Below are 18,522 nucleotides of genomic sequence, written 5' to 3'. Positions count from 1 at the left end.
GTCACGGTGTGGCTCCCCCGGGGACCGCGCGGCGGCCCTCCTCGTCGATCAGGTCAGCGATGAAGGCGGTGTAGTCGGTGAGTTCGTCGCTCCAGTCGCAGTACGCGGCGAAGTCGCGCATGTGCGCGGTGATCCGCAGCACGGCGGCCCGGGCCGCCCACTCCCGGTTCGCGCCCGGCCCGTACGCGTCGAGCAGCGCACCCGGCAGATCGGGCCCCGGATCGTCCCCGAACACCGGGACGGCCCAGGCGAGTTCGGCCAGGTCGCCCAGCAGCCAGCCCAGGTCCAGCTCGGGCCGGCCTGCCCCCAGGTCCTCCCCGGTCAGCAGCGCCACCGGACCCCGGTGCAGGGGCGGGATCAGCGCGCCGAGGGAGGCGAAACCGTGGACGAGAACGGGGCCGGCGGGGCGCGTCAGCTCGGCGCACCAGGCCCGGAGCAGTTCGAGACGGGCGGGCCCCCAGACGCGTGCCGAGTGCTCGCGCAGGCGTCGTACGGCAGGAGGGGCCGCGTCGCGGCCGTCGACGAACGACCGCAGTCGTGCGAGCGCGGGCGGAACCTCCGCCGCGGGCACGGGAGTCGTGTGCAGCTCCCGCAGCGCCGCACCCGTCGCCGCCAGCGCGTGCGCGACCAGCCGCCGTGCCTGCGGCCGTGGATCACGCAGCCATGCGGCGGCCGAGTACGGCCCGTCGGCGAGGTAGGCGAGCCCGCGCCCCGAGGGGCGGGGGACGACCAGTCGAGCGCCCGAGGTGTGGCGGGGAACGTACGACACGTAAGGCACCGTCGGTGGGTCCGCCCGCCGCGCTCCAGGCCCCTGCCACCACTCGTAACGCCCGTCGGACGTGGGCGTGACGCGGGTGACCTGGAGCCCGGTGCCGAACTCCGCGACCGGCTGTGCGGTGCCGGGCGTCGCAACGGCCGCCGTCACTCCCCCTCCCCTCGCCGCGCCCTCGCGTACGCGCCCACGCACAGCCCCATCAGCTCCGAGAGCGGGGCCGCGCCGCCGTCCTCGCGTTCGCCGGTGCTCGCGCTGACCGCGGGCACGGTCGGCGCGACGACGACTCCGGGGCGGGCCCGCAGGGTGTCCAGGTGGCCCTGCAGCACGGGGCTCAGCTGGGCGCCGGGCGGCAGCGAGGGGGCCACGCCGACGAGGGCGGTGGTGGACTGGAGGGCACACAGCAGCGGGGTGTCGGTGAGCCCGAGCGCGTACCGGGTCAGGAAGTGCATCGTCGCGGGGTGGACGAGGACGAGGTCGGGCCAGCGGGCCAGTTCCACATGGGGGGCGGTGCCGGGTTCCGCCTCGTTCCAGTCGTCGGTGAAGACTTTCCTTCCACTGAGTGTGGATATCGCCTCCACCGAAACGAATCGGCGGGCGGAGCGGGTCAGCACGACCCTTTTCTCCATCTCCGGAAAGGTGTTGTTCAGCCAGTTGATCCAGAAAGGAAGAAATGCCACGCTGAGCGCTCCGGTGCCCACAAGGAGCACTCGTCGGAATCCGGGATCCGCGACACCGGTGGGGTCCGGGATCTCCATGACCTTCCTCCTGGGATATGTGGTTCGGTTGCCCGGGGAGGGGCCGGTGGCCGGCACCGGCCCCTCCCCGCGGGTCACTGCTCGGGATGTCCCGTCAGCACTTGTTCTCGATGGTCTTGGCGGTCAGCGAACCGATGGCCGCGGCGCACTGCTGCGAGGAGCGGGCCGTGATGATGGTCGCGCGGATCGCCCACGGGATGGTCGGGCTGAACGCGGGCGCGGCGTCCTTGCCGTCGTACAGGCCCAGCTCCTCGGCGGAGGTGTAGGCGGTGTAACCCTCGAACAGGTCCTTCTCGTTCTGCGTCGACTGCATGAGTCTCTCCCTTGGTGTGACGAGCTTTGGGAAGCTCTTGGATTTTCTTGCTGTCCGCTGCGGACATGAGAAATATGACCCACCCGAAAAGCCGCCCGCTATTGTCAGTTACGGCATGACCGGGATCGGCATGACCGGTGGCGGCATAACCGGTGCCGGCATAACCGAGCACGGCATGACCGGACTCGGCACTGCCGCAACCGCCAATACCGCCGCCCCCGCCCTCCCGCGTAAAAAGATCAGGGTGAACTCACCTGACTCCGCAACCGCCCAGGCCCCGCGGCCCGCGCCCCGGCCGCCGCTTCGGGCCCTCCTCGCCCACGCGCGCCCGCACCGGCGCGTCCTCCTGCTGGTCCTGGTGCTGACCCTCGCGGGCAGCGCGGCGGGGCTGGCACAGCCGATGGTCGTCGAGTCGGCGCTCACGGCACTCATGACCGGCCGGGGCCTCGGCGACGAGATCCTGCTGATGCTGGCCCTGCTGGCCGGTTCGATCGTCCTCACCTGGGCCCAGGCCCTGTTGAGCGAACGCACGGCGGAGAAGGTCGTCCTGCATGTCCGCAAGGGCCTGATCCACCGTCTGATCCGGTTGCGTACCGGAGAGTTGGACCAGCACGAGCCCGGCGGTCTGACGACCCGGGTGACCTCGGACAGCACGCTCGTGCAGCACGCGGCGACCAGCGGGGTCATCCAGCTGCTCGACGGAGGCATCCATCTGCTGGCCACCATCGTCTTGATGGGCATGACCAGTCTGCCGCTGCTCGGCATCACCTCCGGCGTCCTGCTGGTGGTCGGTGTCGCCATGGGCGTGGTGATGCCGCGGATCCGCCGCGTCACCACGGTCGCGCAGACGTCGGTCGGTGAGATCGGCGCCGCTCTCGACCGTTCGCTCGGCGCCGCCCGCACCGTGAAGGCCAACGGCGGCGAGGCGACGGAGACCGCGCGGGCCGTGGCCGCCGCCGAGGACGCCTACCGGGCGGGCCTGGCCGGCGCCCGCTACCAGGCCACGATCGCGGTGCTGTCCGCCCTGGTCGTCCAGGCCTCGTTCCTCGCGGTGATCGGCTTCGGCGGCGCCCTGGTCGCGACCGGCACCCTGGACCTGGCCGCGCTGATCGCCTTCCTGCTCTATCTGTTCAACCTCGGCGGCCCGGTGCTCTCCCTGGTCGGCGGCACGACCTCCCTCCAGCAGGGCCTCGGCGCGCTCACCCGGATCGAGGAGGTGCGGCAGATGGAGACCGAGACGGACGTCGACGAGACCCCGGCCCGCCCCGTCGGTCCGCCGCCCCGAGTCACGCTGGAGCACGTCACGTTCGCCTACGCGGGCCGCACCGGCACCCTCGACGACGTCAGCCTCACCGCCCCGGCGGGCGGCGTCACCGCGCTCGTCGGCCCGTCCGGCAGCGGCAAGACGACCGTCTTCTCCCTCCTCCAGCGCTTCTACGACCTGGACTCCGGCCGCATCCTGCTCGACGGCACCGACATCGCCACCCTCAGCCGCGCCGAGGTGCGCCGCCGGATCGCGTACGTCGAGCAGGACACCCCCATGCTGGCGGGCACCCTTCGCGAGAACCTGCTGTACGCCGCCCCCGACGCCACCGGGGAGGAGGTCGACCGGGTGCTCCGGGACACCCTGCTCGACGCGCTCGTCGCCCGGCTCCCCGAGGGCCTCGACACGCACGTCGGCACCCGCGGTCTGGCCCTGTCCGGCGGAGAACGCCAGCGCCTGGCCATCGCCCGCGCCCTGCTGCGCCGCCCGCAGGTGCTGCTGCTCGACGAGGCGACGGCCCACCTCGACGGACTGAGCGAGACGGCACTGCGGCAGACCGTGGAGCGCGCGGCCGAGCACTGCACGGTCGTCCTGATCGCCCACCGGCTCTCCACGGTGACCTCCGCCGACCACATGGTGCTGCTCTCCGGCGGCCGCGTACGCGACCACGGCCGGCACGGGGAACTGCTGGACAGGGACGACCTGTACCGAGACCTCGCCGCCACCCAGCTGACGGCGACAGGAGCGTGAGAACCCACCCCACGACGTCGGCACAGAACCCAGTACGGCACACGACGCACGGCGCACGACACCTCACCACTGACCACCCGTCAGAGGCGATACAGCAAAGGAAGACCCGATGCCGAAGAACCCGGCACCCGCACCCGCATCCACGACCACGGACCGGTACGACGACGCCGACACGTACGACGGCTACGAGACCGCCGAGTACGAGGACGACGACTACGAGGAGAAGCCCGTCGTCGAGCACCTCGTCGAGGACGACCGGTTCGGCGAGCTGACGGTCCGGCTCGACATCGGACTGGGCGAGGTCACCGTCGAGGGCGAGTCGGTGCCCCGGGTCGAACTGCGCCGTGCGGAGGGGACCGAGGCCGAGGACCACATCCCGGTCGGCACCCGCGACGGCAGCCGGCTCACGCTGACCGTGGACGGCGAGGAAGTCGTCCTCGACCCCGCCAAGGGACGGCTGAGCCGGCACTCGTACCGCGTAGACGTCCGCCACGCGGGCCACGCCTGGCGACTGGTGCCGGACTCCATCCCGGGCAGCCGCCTGCTGCGGGACGAGCAGCACATCGGCGACTTCTCCTCGGACGGCGACGGACACGTGCTCGTCGAGTGGCGCGAGGACGCCGAGCCGGAGCCCCTGGACGCGGCCCTCGGCTACGCGCTGGCCGCCGCGTTCGGCACGGGTGCCCAGCCCTGGTGGATGTTGGCGATCGAGATGGTCGGCGACATGACCCCCGGCTGACCGGCACGGGACGACGCGCGGGACAACGTGAAGGGCCCCTCCGGCGCCTACCGGAGGGGCCCTTCACGTCCGCCATGTCACCGCGCGGGCGACGGAACGGCTGGACGGCGGGACGGCGGTGGTCAGCCGCACGCCCCCCTGATGTCGTCCGCGTAGAGGTGCGAGACGATCGCCGCCTCGAACCGCGACTTGATGCCGAGCTTGCGCACGATGCTGGCGGTGTGGGCCCGTACCGTGCGCTCCGCGATGCCCAGGCGGCGGGCGAGCCAGCGGTTCTGCTCCCCCGTGGCGAGCAGGAGCAGGACCTCGCGTTCGCGGTCGGTCAGCGCGGAGAAGTCGAGCGCGTCCTCCCGTACGACAACAGTCATGTGTTTCCCCCAGATCGTGTTCGGTGGTCCGCATTCCGTCGGCTCGTGGCCGGCGTTTCCATCGGTTCTTGGCCGACGGATTCCAGCCTGCCAAGCGTCGGGGCGCGGAGCGGGCCCCGTACACAGCAACTTGCTGCACACCGACGGCACCATCCTGCCGACCGCACTCCGCACCACACCCACCTCAAGCTCTTGACCAGCGCATTACCCTGTGCACGAAGCATTTCGGTGGATTCCACATCGCCACGGCCTGACCAGCCGTAAGAAACGCAGGGGGAAGGATGAACAATGCGGGCACCATGGACCTGTTGGGGCTCTCCGCACTGGAGGAGCGGGTCTACCGGCACTTCCTGAGACATCCGGGTACGCCGACAGAGGACATCCATCTGCTCCTCCACGCCCAACGGGGTTCCGTCCGCGCCGCGCTGGAGCGGCTCACGGAACTGGGCCTGCTCCGCCGCGCGGACAACGGGGACGTTCCGGAAGGCAGCCTGACGGCGGCGGACCCGGAGATCGCGGTCGGGCTGCTCACCGACCGAAGACTGAGCGAGCTGCACCATGAGTTGCAGCAGGTGACCAGGCCTCGCAACCTGGTCGCGGAACTCCGCGCGGAGCAGAGCGCGCACACGCCGACGGGCGGTGGTGTGGAGCGGATGACAAACCTCGCGCAGATCCGCAACCGCATCGACGACCTCGCGTTCTTCGCCCGCGAGGAGATCCTCTCCGTCGAGCCCTACCAGGCGCTCACCCCGGAGAACATCGAGCACGCGCGCCCGCTCGACACCCGCTGTCTGCGCCGGGGCGTGCGCATCCGCAGCGTCGTCCTGAAGGAGGCGCTCGACAACCCGCCCACCGCGGCCTACCTGCACGAACTCTCCGCCCAGGGCGCCAGCATCAGAGCCGCTCCCGACATCGCCGAGCGCATCCTCGTCTACGACCGCCACACCGCCCTGGTCCCGGCGAACCCCGCGGACACCTCACGCGGCGCCCTGGTCGCCCAGGAACCGGGCCTGGTGGCCAACGTCCTGTCCCTCTTCGAAAGAATCTGGGACCAGGCCACGGACCTGACCAGCCTGCTCGACACCCCGCCCCCGGACTCCGTCCCCCTCACCCCCATGGAGCTGGACGTCCTCACATCCATGTGCCGAGTGACAAAGGACGAAATCGGCGCCCGCGAACTGGGCATCTCCCTACGCACCTACCGCCGCCACGTAGCCGACGTCCTCCGCACCCTGAACGCCAGCAACCGCCCTCACGCAGCGTTGCTGGCCCGCGAACGGGGCTGGATCTGAGCCAATCTCTCAACGCCGGCGCAGGCATTTCAGCCCGTCCGGCGTTCGAGGACGTCATTTGGACGCGGGCGACTCCTCGGCGCCGGCCCAGGCATCTCAGCCCGTCCGGCGTTCGAGGACGTCATCTGGACGCGGGCGACTTCTCAACGCCGGCCAGGCATCTCAGCCCGTCCGGCGTTTGAGGACGAGGCCCGTTCAGGGCCGATGCGGGGGTCCGGGGGCGGCAGCCCCCGGGGACGGGACGGGTAGGGGCGGCGGGGGCGAGGAAAACCCGTCAGCCGCCCGGCTCCGCCCCCTCCACCCCCCAGGCCCACAACGCCGGATCCTCAAGCACACCGCCCAGCCACCCCCGCACCACACCCGGCCCAGACCCCGACGGGGGCCGGATCCGCAGATGGATCCGACCCCCGTCCTCGTCGAGCCGCCATTCATGCCCCCAGCCCTCGGGCAACGTACCGAGCACCCTGATCACCGCGGTCGCCGCCGGCGCATCACCCCCCGCCTTGCGGACCAGCACCAGATCCTGGAACTCCACAGCCTCATCCACCCCGTTCACTGCCACCCGTTGACGGCCACCCCGGCCGAAGGCCCACCCCCGACACCCACCGTCACCGCCGCCCCCACCGGCAACGAGACCATCAGCGCCAGCGCGAGTACCGGCAGCCCTCTGCGCAGACCGGCCTTGGCCGTCGTCATCCCCGCGATCCCCGTGTTCCGCGCAATCCGCGCGTTCCCCCTGTTGTCCATGTCCACGACTCTGCCAGCGCCCACGAACCGCTTCCAGAGCGATCACTGTCAGGATCCTGCACGCCACGGACCACTTCCTGTCAGCACCTGTCAGCTCCTGTCAGCGCGACGGCAGATCGACGGCAGATCGACGACAGCACTACGACGACACAACGACGCCGCCCCCCGTACAACCAATCCCCCACCCGACGAGTCCTGTCCGGCGACGGCTGATCACCGCCGTCGCCGAACAGGACCGAGGGACCCGATGAACCCAGCCAGACGCACGACCGCGGCCACCGCGACCGCCCTCGTGCTCGCCACCGCCGGCGGACTGCTCACCATCACCACCGCGCCCGCCTCCGCCGCCGTGACCTGCACGTCACCGGTCTTCAAGCGGCAGTTCTTCGCGAACACCACCTTCTCCGGTACGCCGAAGAAGACGGACTGCGACACCGCCGTCGACCAGAACTGGGGCACGAACGCCCCGGCGTCCGGACTCTCGAAGGACAACTTCGCCGTCCGCTGGAGCGTGACGCGGGACTTCGGCTCGGGCGGCCCCTTCTCCCTCTCCGCCTCCGGCCTCGACGGCATCCGGGTCTACCTCGACGGCACCCGCAAGATCGACCTGTGGAAGAACACCTCCACCACGGTCTCCAAGACCGTCAACGTCACGATCCCGTCCGGCAAGCACACCCTCCGCGTCGACTACGTCAACTGGACCGGCAGCGCCCGCGTCAACTTCGGCTACACGCCCCGCACTTCGGCCACCGTCGACACCGTCAAGCCCCTCGCCCCGACCGGCCCCACCGTGACGTACGACCAGGCCGGCGGCAACGCGAAGCTCACCTGGGCCAAGAACAAGGAGATGGACCTCGCGGGCTACCGCGTCTACCGCCGCCTGAAGGGCGCCGCCTTCGGCACCGCTCCCCTGGCGACGACCACCTCCACCACCTACACCGACACCACCCTGCCGGTGACCGGCGCGACCTACTACTACGAGGTCCGCGCCTACGACAAGGCCGGCAACGAATCGGCCGGTACCGCGGACCAGGCCGTCACCACCGTCGACCGGGTCGCCCCCGGCGTGCCCGCCATCACGCGCGCGACGGGCGAGGTGACCCCGACCGGCGGCACGGGCGGGCTCCAGGTCGGCTGGGACGCGGTCACGGACGCGGCGTCGTACCGCGTCTACCGCGCGGCGAGCGAGAACGGCACGTACGCCAAGGTCGGCAGCACGGACCAGCTCACCTACCTGGACACCTCGGCCGCCGAGAGCACCGTCTACTACTACCGGGTGTCGGCCGTCGACGCGGCGGGCAACGAGTCCGCGAGGTCAGAGCCCCAGCGGGGCAAGATCTGGGACAACGACCCGCCGCCGCTCGTCTCCGGGCTGAACGTCACCCCGACCGAGTACGGCTTCCAGCTGGACTGGGACAAGAGCCCGGCCGAGGATCTGCGGCACTACCGGGTCTACTGGGGCGAGCTCTTGGGCAACGACGATGGCGAACAGGTCTGCTACGGCACCCTGTCGGACTACGTCTCCCCCGACAAGACCTCCTTCGCGTACACCACGCTCCCGGACGGTGACGAGGTCTGCTTCTTCCTCGACGCCGTGGACGACGACGGGAACTCCGCCATCAAGTGGAGCGACGAGGGCGTCCCGGCCGTGTCCGCGACCGAGCTCGACATGACGCCGAGCGTGGCCACGCCCGAGGGCTCGCCGCTGCACCTGACGGCGTCGGGCGCGGAGGGCGACGAGGGCAACCAGCTCACGTGGACCGGTCTCGGCGCGGGCGGGGAGGAGTCCGCCGACCCCGCGGAGAGCTTCCGCGTCCACCGGTGGAACCCCGACGCCGCCACGTACGAGAAGATCGCCGAACTCCCGGCCGGTGCCTCCACCTACTTCGACACGGGCGCGCGGCGCGGCACCACGTCCTTCTACTGGGTGACCGGTGTGCAGGCCGACGGCACCGAGTCCGTCCCCGCGGGTGACTGGGCGGTCACCGCCCCCGCCGGCTGACCCGGCAGCGGCGGCAGCACACGAGAGGGGCCCGGAGAGTTCAGTCTCCGGGCCCCTCTCGTATCCACGTCCGCGTGCGCGGTCGCGTCCGTCAGTCCGAGGACTGCTGCCGCTTCGGCCGCCAGACCACCAACGCGCTGGTCTGCTGCACCTCCTGATACGGCACCAGATCCCGGCGGTACGACGCGTGCACCGCCGCCTCGCGCTGCTGCATCGCCGCCGCGGCCCCTTCGACGGCGGCCTGCAGCTCGGCCACCCGGGACTGCAGCGCCGCGACCTGGTTCTCCAGTTCGATGATGCGCTTGATGCCGGCCAGGTTGATGCCCTCGTCCTGCGACAACGCCTGCACCTGGCGGAGCAGTTCGATGTCGCGGGCCGAGTAGCGGCGGCCCCGGCCGGCGGTGCGGTCGGGGGAGACAAGGCCCAGGCGGTCGTACTGGCGCAGCGTCTGCGGGTGCAGGCCGGAGAGCTGGGCCGCCACCGAGATGACGTAGACCGGGGTCTCCTCGGTCAGTTCATACGGGTTGCGTCGACGACCGTCCATCTGACTCATGCTCCCTTCGCGGCCTGGAACAGCTCCGCCCGCGGGTCCTCGCCCGCGGTCGCCTCGCGATACGCCTCGAGCGCGTCACGAGCCTTCCCCGAAAGGTCCTTCGGGACACTCACCTCGACGGTGACCAGGAGGTCGCCGCGGGTGCCGTCCTTGCGGACCGCGCCCTTGCCCCGCGCCCGCATGGTGCGGCCGTTGGGCGTGCCGGGCGGCAGCTTCAGGGTGACCGGCGGTCCGCCCAGGGTGGGGACCCTGACCTCGCCGCCGAGCGCCGCCTCCGCGAAGGTCACGGGGACGGTCACCGTGAGGTTGTCGTCCTTGCGGCCGAACACCGGGTGCGCGTCGACGTGCACGGTGACGTACAGATCGCCTGCCGGGCCGCCGCGTTCGCCGGGTGCGCCCTTGCCGCGCAGACGGATGCGCTGGCCGTCCGACACCCCGGCCGGGATGCGCACCTGCATCGTCCGGGACGACTTGGCCCGGCCGCTGCCCTTGCACTCCAGGCACGGGTGCTCGGCGATCAGGCCGCGCCCCTTGCAGTCCGGGCAGGGGTCGGTCAGCGAGAAGCCGCCGCCCGAACCCCGGGCCACCTGGCCGGTTCCGACGCAGGTCGGGCACACCCTGGGCGTGCCGTTCTTGTCGCCGGTGCCGGCGCAGGCCTTGCACGGGGACTGCGAGGACATGCGCAGCGGGACCGTCGCGCCCTCGATCGCCTCGGTGAAGCTGAGAGTGACCTCGGTGTCGATGTCCTGGCCGCGCCGGGGCTGGGTACGCGTGCCCGCGCCCGTGCCGCCGCGGTTGAACAGGCCCCCGAAGACGTCACCGATTCCGCCGCCGAAGCCGCCGGAACCGCCCTGGCCCTGGGCGCCGCCTCCGAAGAGGTCGCCCAGGTCGAAGTTGAAGGAGCCGCCGCCCGCGCCCGGCCCCGGGCGGAAGCCGCCGTTGCCGAAGAGGGCGCGTGCCTCGTCGTACTCCTTGCGCTTCTTGGGGTCGCCGAGGACGTCGTTCGCCTCGGAGATCTCCTTGAAGCGCTCCTCCGCCTTGGCGTTGCCCTTGTTGGCGTCCGGGTGGTTCTCGCGGGCGAGCTTCCGGTACGCCTTCTTGATCTCGGCCTCGGTGGCGTCCTTGGGGACGCCGAGGACCTTGTAGAAGTCCTTCTCGATGAAGTCCTTGGTGCTCATCCTCGACGTACCCCCTTCCGGTAGTCCCTCGTCAGTTCAACGTCAGCCCTCGTCCGGGCCACCGCTCTCCTTGTCGTCGCCGGCCGCCTCGGTCGCCTCCTCGGCCTTGACGCTCTGCGCGCCCGGCTGGGGCTCGGCGACGGCCACCCGCGCGGGGCGGATGGTGCGCTCGCCGATGCGATACCCGGGCTGCAGGATCGCCACGCAGGTCGTCTCGGTGACGTCCGGCGCGTAGGAGTGCATCAGCGCCTCGTGGATCGTCGGGTCGAAGGGCTCGCCCTCCTTGCCGAACGCCTGCAGTCCCATCTTCGCCGCGACGGTCTCCAGCGACTCCGCGACGGACTTGAATCCGCCGACGAGTTCGCCGTGTTCCCGGGCGCGGCCGATGTCGTCGATGACGGGCAGGAGCTCGGTCAGGAGGTTCGCGACGGCGATCTCCTTGACCGTGACCCGGTCCCGCTCCACGCGGCGGCGGTAGTTCTGGAACTCGGCCTGGAGCCGCTGGAGGTCCGCGGTGCGCTCCTCGAGCGCCTTGCGCACCTGGTCCAGCTGGGCCGTCAGACCGGCGATCTGTGCTGCTGCGTCCCCTGCCGGGGCCGCCCCCTCCGCGTTCGAGGAGGGTGCGGCCTTCGACTCGGCGCCGTCGGGGGTCGCGCCGGAGGGGACGTCGGGCTTCTCCTCGAAGCCCGGGGTCTCCTCCGTCACGCGGCACCGTCCTTGCGCTCGTCGTCCACGATCTCGGCGTCGACGACGTCGTCGTCAGCGGCCTTGCCACCCGGGGCGGCGCCCTCGGGGCCGCCCGCGGCCTGCGCGGCCTGGGCGTCGGCGTACATGGCCTGGCCGACCTTCTGGGAGACCGCGGCAACCTTCTCGGTGGCGGTGCGGATCTCGGCGGTGTCCTCGCCCTTGAGCGCGGTCTTCAGCTCCTCGACGGCGGCCTCGACCTCGGTCTTGACCTCGCCGGGGACCTTGTCCTCGTTGTCCTTGAGGAACTTCTCCGTCTGGTAGACGAGCTGCTCGCCCTGGTTGCGGGTCTCGGCGGCCTCGCGGCGGGCGTGGTCCTCCTCCGCGTACTTCTCGGCCTCTTCGCGCATCCGGTTGACCTCGTCCTTCGGCAGCGAGGAGCCACCGGTGACGGTCATCTTCTGCTCCTTGCCCGTGCCCAGGTCCTTCGCGGTCACGTGCATGATGCCGTTGGCGTCGATGTCGAAGGCGACCTCGATCTGCGGGACACCGCGCGGCGCCGGCGGCAGACCGGTCAGCTCGAACATGCCGAGCTTCTTGTTGTACGCCGCGATCTCGCGCTCGCCCTGGTAGACCTGGATCTGCACGGACGGCTGGTTGTCCTCGGCGGTGGTGAAGATCTCGGACCGCTTGGTCGGGATCGTCGTGTTCCGCTCGATGAGCTTGGTCATGATGCCGCCCTTGGTCTCGATACCGAGGGACAGCGGGGTCACGTCGAGGAGCAGGACGTCCTTGACCTCACCCTTGAGCACACCGGCCTGCAGGGCGGCGCCGATGGCGACGACCTCGTCCGGGTTGACGCCCTTGTTGGCGTCCTTGCCGCCGGTCAGCTCGCGGACGAGCTCGGCGACGGCGGGCATACGGGTGGAGCCACCGACGAGGACGACGTGGTCGATCTCGTTGATGGAGACGCCGGCGTCCTTCATGACGTTGAAGAACGGGGTCTTGCAGCGCTCCAGCAGGTCGGCCGTCAGCTGCTGGAACTGAGCCCGGGTGAGCTTCTCGTCCAGGTGCAGCGGGCCCTCGGCGGAGGCGGTGATGTAGGGCAGGTTGATCGAGGTCTCGGTGGACGAGGACAGCTCGATCTTCGCCTTCTCGGCGGCCTCACGCAGACGCTGGAGGGCCATCTTGTCCTTGGACAGGTCCACGCCGTGGCCGGCCTGGAACTGCTTGACCAGGTAGTCGACGACGCGCTGGTCCCAGTCGTCACCACCGAGGTGGTTGTCACCGTTGGTGGCCTTCACCTCGACGACGCCGTCGCCGATCTCCAGGAGGGACACGTCGAAGGTGCCGCCACCGAGGTCGAAGACGAGGATCGTCTGGTCGTCCTTGTCGAGGCCGTAGGCGAGCGCGGCCGCGGTGGGCTCGTTGACGATACGAAGGACGTTCAGACCCGCGATCTCGCCGGCCTCCTTCGTCGCCTGGCGCTCGGAGTCGTTGAAGTACGCCGGGACGGTGATGACCGCGTCGGTCACCTTCTCGCCCAGGTAGGACTCGGCGTCCCGCTTCAGCTTCTGCAGGATGAACGCGGAGATCTGCTGCGGGTTGAAGGGCTTCCCGTCGAGCTCGATCTTCCAGTCCGTGCCCATGTGACGCTTCACGGAACGGATGGTCCGGTCCACGTTGGTGACCGCCTGGCGCTTGGCCACCTCGCCGACGAGCACCTCGCCGTTCTTGGCGAAGGCGACGACGGACGGCGTGGTCCTGGCGCCCTCGGCGTTGGTGATGACGGTGGGCTCGCCGCCCTCCAGAACGCTGACGACGGAGTTAGTCGTGCCCAGGTCGATGCCGACCGCACGTGCCATGGTTGATTCCTCCAGCTGACTTGAGTGGAACGGACTCAAGTGTGCATGACGGCTCGCACCCGGTCAACAGAGCTGAGTCGACCCCGCTCAACTCTTATCCGTTCCTTACACGCAACTGGGCTCTGACCTGCGTGGATGTGGCATGGCTGGAGGTACGAACGGGTTCACCCAAGGGAAAAGTAGGTTGACGCCGAGGCCCGTAGACCTTGATCCGAAGGCAGCCGACCACGACGACGAGAGCGGTCACCCCGACCCAGTACACCCCGGACACGGCCATCCATCCCATGTGCACGAGAACGCCGACGGCCACCCCGGCGAAGGCGGCGACACCGAGGAGGATCGTCACACCCTGCGGGGTGAGGCCGAGGCGGCGCAGCCGATGGGCGAGGTGATCGGGTCCGCCGCGCAGCAGCGGCCGCCCGGCCAGCCGGCGGGACAGTGCCACGAGGAGCACGTCGGCGGTGGCGAGGGCGGTGAGCGAGTAGAGGATGCCCAGGCTCGACACCGGATCGCGTCCGGCGCGGGTCATCACGGCCGACGCCGCCAGCACGAACCCGACGAACAGGGACCCGCACGCCCCGAACCCGATCCGCGCGGGAGGCCAGTTGTGCATGAGGAACCCGGTCAGCGCGGCCGCCAGCACACTGAGCAGGACGGCGAGCTCGTCCATCACCTCGGCCGCCGCGAGCACACCGACCCCGAAGGCGGTGACGACGCCGACGGTGCCGGCCAGCCCGTCCGCATGGTCGAGCGCCTTGAAACCGACGGCGACGAGGACGATCAGTCCGATGGCCGGCACCCCCAGCCAGAACCCCGTCTCGCCGTACGGCACCACGAAGGCCGCCGCCACGGCCGTACCGCCGACCAGGAACCGCTCCTTCACCCGCCGCACGTCGGCGACCAGCCCGAGCAGGGCGACGGCGCCCGCGGCGATCAGCAGCCGCCGGATCTCGGGACCCAGCGGGGCGACCCCCGCCCACTCCCAGCCGGCCACGACCAGGCAGGTCGCGAGGACGACGGCCAGACCGCCGAACAACGGCAGGGGCCGCTGCCGCCGACGGTCGATGATGCCGAGGCGCAGCGCGGGCAGCCGGAACAGCGCCGACAGGAAGGCGGCGAGGAGGAGGGCGGCGGTGGCGGCGGCGATCCCGTACAGCACGGAGCTAGGTTAGTGCCGTATATCCCTTTTTGAGACGAATAACACGTTCGGATCTTAAGGCAACCCTCAGCGACTCAGATCACCCCGCGCCTGGCTACAGTGCGACTGGAGATGGGGGTAGTCTCAGACGGACTAGATAAGTTACCGCTTAGTAATGTCTGACCCTCGCAGGCCCGAGGAGCCCCGAAATGCAACTCGCCGCGATCATCGTGTCGCTGGTGCTGACCGTGGTCGGCGTTGCGCTGCTCGCACGCGCCATCGGCCAGTTCGTCCGGTACTTCAAACTCGGCCAGCCGGTTCCCGCCGGCAGCCGCGCCGACAACCCGTATGCGCGCAGCGTGACTCTGGTGCGGGAGTTCCTCGGCCACACCCGGATGAACCGGTGGGGCATCGTCGGCTTCGCCCACTGGTTCGTGGCCGTCGGCTTCCTCACGCTGCCGCCGACCCTGGCACAGGCGTTCGGCCAGCTCTTCCAGGCCGACTGGACACTGCCGGTCATCGGCGGGTTCCTGCCGTTCGAGCTGTACATCGAGTTCATCGGCGTGATGACGATCCTGGGCATCGCCGTACTCATGGTCATCCGCCTGCTGAGCCTGCCCTCGCGTGCGGGCCGCAAGTCCCGTTTCGCGGGCTCCAAGGCCGGCCAGGCGTACTTCGTCGAGTACGTCATCCTCACCATCGGCCTCGCGATCTACGTGCTGCGCGGCCTGGAGGGTGCGATCCACCACGTCGAGCACTACGAGGCCGCGTACTTCGCCTCGTACCCGCTGGTGCTGGCCTTCAAGGGCCTGAGTGTCCCCACGCTCCAGACGCTGATCTACTTCACCGCGATGGTGAAGATCAGCACCTCGTTCATCTGGATGATCGTGGTCTCGCTGAACACCAACATGGGCGTGGCCTGGCACCGCTTCCTCGCCTTCCCGAACATCTGGTTCAAGCGCAACGCGACGGGCGAGACGGCCCTCGGCGCGCTGCTGCCGATGACGTCCGGCGGCAAGCCGATCGACTTCACCGACCCCGGTGACGACGACGTCTTCGGTGTCTCCCAGGTCGAGCAGTTCTCCTGGAAGGGCCTGCTGGACTTCTCCACCTGCACCGAGTGCGGTCGCTGCCAGTCGCAGTGCCCGGCCTGGAACACCGGCAAGCCGCTCTCCCCGAAGCTGCTGATCATGTCGCTGCGCGACCACGCGCACGCCAAGGCGCCGTATCTGCTGGCCGGTGGCGGCAAGTCGATGGAGGGCGAGGAGAAGGCGTCCGAGGAGCAGCTGAAGGACGTCCCCGCGGCGGCTCTCGCCGAGGCGGAGCGCCCCCTCATCGGCACCGTCGAGGAGAACGGCGTCATCGATCCGGACGTCCTGTGGTCCTGCACCACCTGCGGCGCCTGTGTCGAGCAGTGCCCGGTGGACATCGAGCACATCGACCACATCGTCGACATGCGCCGCTACCAGGTGATGATCGAGTCCGCGTTCCCGTCCGAGGCGGGCACGATGCTCAAGAACCTGGAGAAGAAGGGCAACCCCTGGGGCCTGGCGAAGAAGCAGCGCCTGGAGTGGCTCAAGGAGGTCGACTTCGAGGTCCCGGTCGTCGGCAAGGACATCGAGGACCTCACCGAGGTCGAGTACCTGTACTGGGTCGGCTGCGCCGGCGCCCTCGAGGACCGCGCCAAGAAGACCACCAAGGCCTTCGCCGAACTCCTCCACATCGCGGGCGTGAAGTTCGCGATCATGGGCGGCGACGAGAAGTGCACCGGCGACTCCGCCCGCCGCCTCGGCAACGAGCCCCTCTTCCAGGAGCTCGGCATGGAGAACGTCATGGCACTGAACATGGCGTTCGGCGAGGAGATGGACGACGACGGCAAGGTGACGCCCGAGTCCGCCAAGCCCAAGTCGGCCAAGAAGATCGTCGCCACCTGCCCGCACTGCCTCAACACGCTCGGCAACGAGTACCCGCAGATCGGCGGCGACTACGAGGTCATCCACCACACCCAGCTGCTCCAGCACCTGGTGGACGAGGGCAAGCTGATCCCGGTCACCCCGGTCGAGGGCATCATCACCTACCACGACCCCTGCTACCTGGGCCGCCACAACAAGATCTACACGCCCCCGCGCGAGATCATCGCGAACGTCCCCGGTCTGCGGAACGAGGAGATGCACCGCCACAAGGAGCGCGGCTTCTGCTGCGGCGCCGGTGGTGCGCGGATGTGGATGGAGGAGCGGATCGGCAAGCGCATCAACAACGAGCGCGTCGACGAGGCTCTCTCCACCAACCCGGACATCATCTCGACCGCCTGCCCGTTCTGCCTGGTCATGCTGACCGACTCGGTCAACGGCAAGAAGAACGACGGCAAGGCCAAGGAGTCGATCACGGTCGTCGACGTCGCCCAGCTGCTGCTGGAGTCCGTCAAGACGCCGGTGGACCCCGAGGACACCGCCGAGACCGAGAGCGAGCCGGAGCCCGAGCCGGTGAAGTAGCTCCTACGGCAGTCCGACGCCCCTTGTCCTCGTCGTGGGACAGGGGGCGTCGGCGTTCCTCGGGGTCCGCACACCTTCCGACCGGCACCGGCCACCACCGGCGAGGACGCCGGGCCCGGCTTCGCGCGCCTCGAAAATCGGGCGAGCCGGGAGGAGATCCTGCGTACTTTGGTGCGCATGAGCAGGGGGGAAGAGACGGACGGACTCGTGGCCGCCGTTCGCGCCGGGGACGCCGCCGCCGTACGGGAGTTGCTGGAGCGGGGCGTCGATGCGGACAGCGTGGACGAGAGCGGACTGCCCGTGCTGTGCGGGGCCGTCGCGGCGTACGACGGGCCCGTCGCCGGCGCACTGGTGGAGGGTGGGGCGGATCCGGACCGGGTGCTGCCGGACGGGACGACTCCACTGGAGCGTGCCATCGACGGCGGATCCCCAGCCGTCTTCTCGGCGGTGCTCGGCAAAGAGCCCCGGCTACGGCTCCCCGAGGACGCCCGGAACCGGCTCCTCGGCCTGGCCGGGCACTGGTACGGGACGGGCGTGGAAGCGGAGTTGCGCCGGCGGACCGGTGCGACGGGTCCCGCCACCGTGGTCCGGGTCCAGGACGACGAGTACGACGAGATCGACCAGTTCTGCGTCGGCGGCCTGGTCGCACGGGCCGGCCACGCCGGCATCCTGACCTCCCTCGAGTGGGCCTTCCGCGTCCTGACCCCCGTCGACGAGGTGATCGACCGTGCCATGGGGCATCCGGACGAGGCCGACGCCAACTGGTGGGCAGTGCTCGGGACCCTCCTCCAGCGGCGCAGCGACGAGACCTGGTCGGCGGTGGTGGCCCACCGCCACCACCCCTCCCCGGCGCATCGCCGGTTCGTGGTGGACTACCTGCGGATGAGGGGCCTGCTCGGGACCGGCGACCGCTCCTACGAGAAGAAGGAGAGCGCGCTGCTGGCGGCATGGGCGGCCGAGGAGACGGACAGCGGGATCCTCGCGAAGCTGCTCGAGGTCTTCACCGGTTACGACCACCCCGACCAGGAGGCGATCGGTCTTCGGTACGCCGGCCATCCCGACCCCCGCGTACGCCGCGAAGTTCCGTACGCCCTGGCCTGGGACCACCCCTACTCCTCAGCGGCCAGGGACGCCCTGCGCGCCCTCATCGGCGATCCGGACCCCGAGGTCCGCCTCGCCGCCTGCCCGGCGGCCATGAGGGACGACAGCCTCCTCCCGGACATGACCCGGGCACTGCTGCGTCTGCTGGAGGAGAAGGACGCCGGCGTGCGCAGTGCGGCCGCGGCGCTGCTGGCCGGCTCCGGGGACCGTACGCCCGCCGTCGCCGACGCGCTGGCGGCGCTGCTCGACGACAGCCACCAGGACGTTCGGCTGGAGGGCGCCTGCGGTCTCGCCAAGCGCGACGACCCGCGCACCGCGGACGCGATCGAGCGGGTGGGGCCGCTCGGTGAGCTGTCCGAGCACGACCACCGGGCCGATGTGCTGTGGCGCTGGAAGCAGGAGAAGGAGCAGGCAGCCGCCGACCGGTGACGCGCGGCGTCACGAGCGGCGGCCGACGGCATGTGCGGCAGCATGAAGGAGACTGGATCGCAGGACCGGATCGCAGG

At 70.3% G+C, this 18,522-nt stretch carries 17 protein-coding genes; 6 read left to right on the top strand and 11 right to left on the bottom strand.

From position 1 onward, the window contains the following. Position 1: 1 nt before the first annotated feature. The 3 genes from EJ357_RS25135 to lxmA form a co-directional block, all read right to left on the bottom strand. Positions 2–925 carry a hypothetical protein gene (locus tag EJ357_RS25135; protein ID WP_126393840.1) on the bottom strand — a complete coding sequence of 308 codons (924 nt, stop codon included), beginning with the start codon at positions 923–925 and terminating at the stop codon, positions 2–4. After that, positions 922–1,530: a peptide terminal cysteine decarboxylase LxmD gene (gene lxmD / locus EJ357_RS25130; protein WP_126393838.1), complete on the bottom strand. Its 609-nt coding sequence runs from the start codon at positions 1,528–1,530 to the stop codon at positions 922–924. The genes EJ357_RS25135 and lxmD overlap by 4 nt, the downstream gene beginning before the upstream one ends. A gap of 94 nt (positions 1,531–1,624) precedes the next feature. After that, the gene (lxmA, locus tag EJ357_RS25125) at positions 1,625–1,843 is read right to left on the bottom strand and encodes a lexapeptide family class V lantibiotic (protein ID WP_093908739.1); all 219 of its coding nucleotides are present in this window, start codon (positions 1,841–1,843) and stop codon (positions 1,625–1,627) included. 115 nt (positions 1,844–1,958) lie between these two features. Here lxmA and EJ357_RS25120 point away from each other — a divergent pair, with 115 nt between their 5' ends. Continuing rightward, entirely contained in the window at positions 1,959–3,857 is a 1,899-nt protein-coding gene (locus EJ357_RS25120; protein WP_323377640.1) for an ABC transporter ATP-binding protein, read from the top strand. Positions 3,858–3,966: 109 nt separating this feature from the next. Beyond that, complete coding sequence (locus EJ357_RS25115; protein ID WP_228472590.1) at positions 3,967–4,596, top strand: hypothetical protein; 630 nt, start codon at positions 3,967–3,969, stop codon at positions 4,594–4,596. Positions 4,597–4,718: 122 nt separating this feature from the next. Here the strand turns inward: EJ357_RS25115 and EJ357_RS25110 are convergent, their stop codons facing one another. Further along, the gene (locus EJ357_RS25110; protein ID WP_126393836.1) at positions 4,719–4,964 is read right to left on the bottom strand and encodes a helix-turn-helix domain-containing protein; all 246 of its coding nucleotides are present in this window, start codon (positions 4,962–4,964) and stop codon (positions 4,719–4,721) included. 281 nt (positions 4,965–5,245) lie between these two features. Between EJ357_RS25110 and EJ357_RS25105 the strand changes: the two genes are divergently transcribed. After that, the gene (locus tag EJ357_RS25105) at positions 5,246–6,256 is read left to right on the top strand and encodes a helix-turn-helix transcriptional regulator (RefSeq protein WP_228472589.1); all 1,011 of its coding nucleotides are present in this window, start codon (positions 5,246–5,248) and stop codon (positions 6,254–6,256) included. A gap of 274 nt (positions 6,257–6,530) precedes the next feature. Here the strand turns inward: EJ357_RS25105 and EJ357_RS48440 are convergent, their stop codons facing one another. Continuing rightward, entirely contained in the window at positions 6,531–6,803 is a 273-nt protein-coding gene (locus EJ357_RS48440; protein ID WP_175647219.1) for a hypothetical protein, read from the bottom strand. A gap of 5 nt (positions 6,804–6,808) precedes the next feature. Then, on the bottom strand, positions 6,809–7,003 hold the full coding sequence (locus EJ357_RS25100) for a hypothetical protein (protein WP_126393834.1): 195 nt from the start codon (positions 7,001–7,003) through the stop codon (positions 6,809–6,811). 247 nt (positions 7,004–7,250) lie between these two features. Between EJ357_RS25100 and EJ357_RS25095 the strand changes: the two genes are divergently transcribed. Then, positions 7,251–9,005: a PA14 domain-containing protein gene (locus tag EJ357_RS25095; protein WP_126393832.1), complete on the top strand. Its 1,755-nt coding sequence runs from the start codon at positions 7,251–7,253 to the stop codon at positions 9,003–9,005. A 91-nt stretch (positions 9,006–9,096) separates the two neighbouring features. On the opposite strand, the gene EJ357_RS25090 is transcribed toward EJ357_RS25095, so the two are convergent. The 5 genes from EJ357_RS25090 to EJ357_RS25070 form a co-directional block, all read right to left on the bottom strand. Next, entirely contained in the window at positions 9,097–9,549 is a 453-nt protein-coding gene (locus EJ357_RS25090) for a heat shock protein transcriptional repressor HspR (protein ID WP_126393830.1), read from the bottom strand. A gap of 5 nt (positions 9,550–9,554) precedes the next feature. Continuing rightward, positions 9,555–10,736, bottom strand: coding sequence for a molecular chaperone DnaJ (gene dnaJ / locus EJ357_RS25085; RefSeq protein WP_126393828.1), 1,182 nt, complete (start codon positions 10,734–10,736; stop codon positions 9,555–9,557). 42 nt (positions 10,737–10,778) lie between these two features. Continuing rightward, positions 10,779–11,441 (bottom strand): nucleotide exchange factor GrpE, encoded by a 663-nt coding sequence (grpE, locus tag EJ357_RS25080; protein ID WP_126393826.1) that lies wholly within the window; start codon positions 11,439–11,441, stop codon positions 10,779–10,781. Beyond that, the gene (gene dnaK, locus EJ357_RS25075) at positions 11,438–13,285 is read right to left on the bottom strand and encodes a molecular chaperone DnaK (protein WP_126393824.1); all 1,848 of its coding nucleotides are present in this window, start codon (positions 13,283–13,285) and stop codon (positions 11,438–11,440) included. Before dnaK ends, grpE begins: the two co-directional genes overlap by 4 nt. 94 nt (positions 13,286–13,379) lie before the next feature. Then, complete coding sequence (locus EJ357_RS25070) at positions 13,380–14,444, bottom strand: MraY family glycosyltransferase (RefSeq protein WP_126393822.1); 1,065 nt, start codon at positions 14,442–14,444, stop codon at positions 13,380–13,382. A 188-nt stretch (positions 14,445–14,632) separates the two neighbouring features. Between EJ357_RS25070 and EJ357_RS25065 the strand changes: the two genes are divergently transcribed. Beyond that, positions 14,633–16,915: a (Fe-S)-binding protein gene (locus EJ357_RS25065; protein ID WP_126393820.1), complete on the top strand. Its 2,283-nt coding sequence runs from the start codon at positions 14,633–14,635 to the stop codon at positions 16,913–16,915. Between the two features lie 177 nt (positions 16,916–17,092). Further along, complete coding sequence (locus tag EJ357_RS25060; protein ID WP_126393818.1) at positions 17,093–18,445, top strand: HEAT repeat domain-containing protein; 1,353 nt, start codon at positions 17,093–17,095, stop codon at positions 18,443–18,445. Positions 18,446–18,522: the final 77 nt, after the last annotated feature.

This window comes from Streptomyces cyaneochromogenes, from assembly GCF_003963535.1.
In the GTDB taxonomy this organism is placed as follows: domain Bacteria; phylum Actinomycetota; class Actinomycetes; order Streptomycetales; family Streptomycetaceae; genus Streptomyces; species Streptomyces shaanxiensis.
The sequence above is the reverse complement of the archived record's forward strand: the minus strand, read 5'-3'. Positions and strand labels throughout refer to the sequence as shown.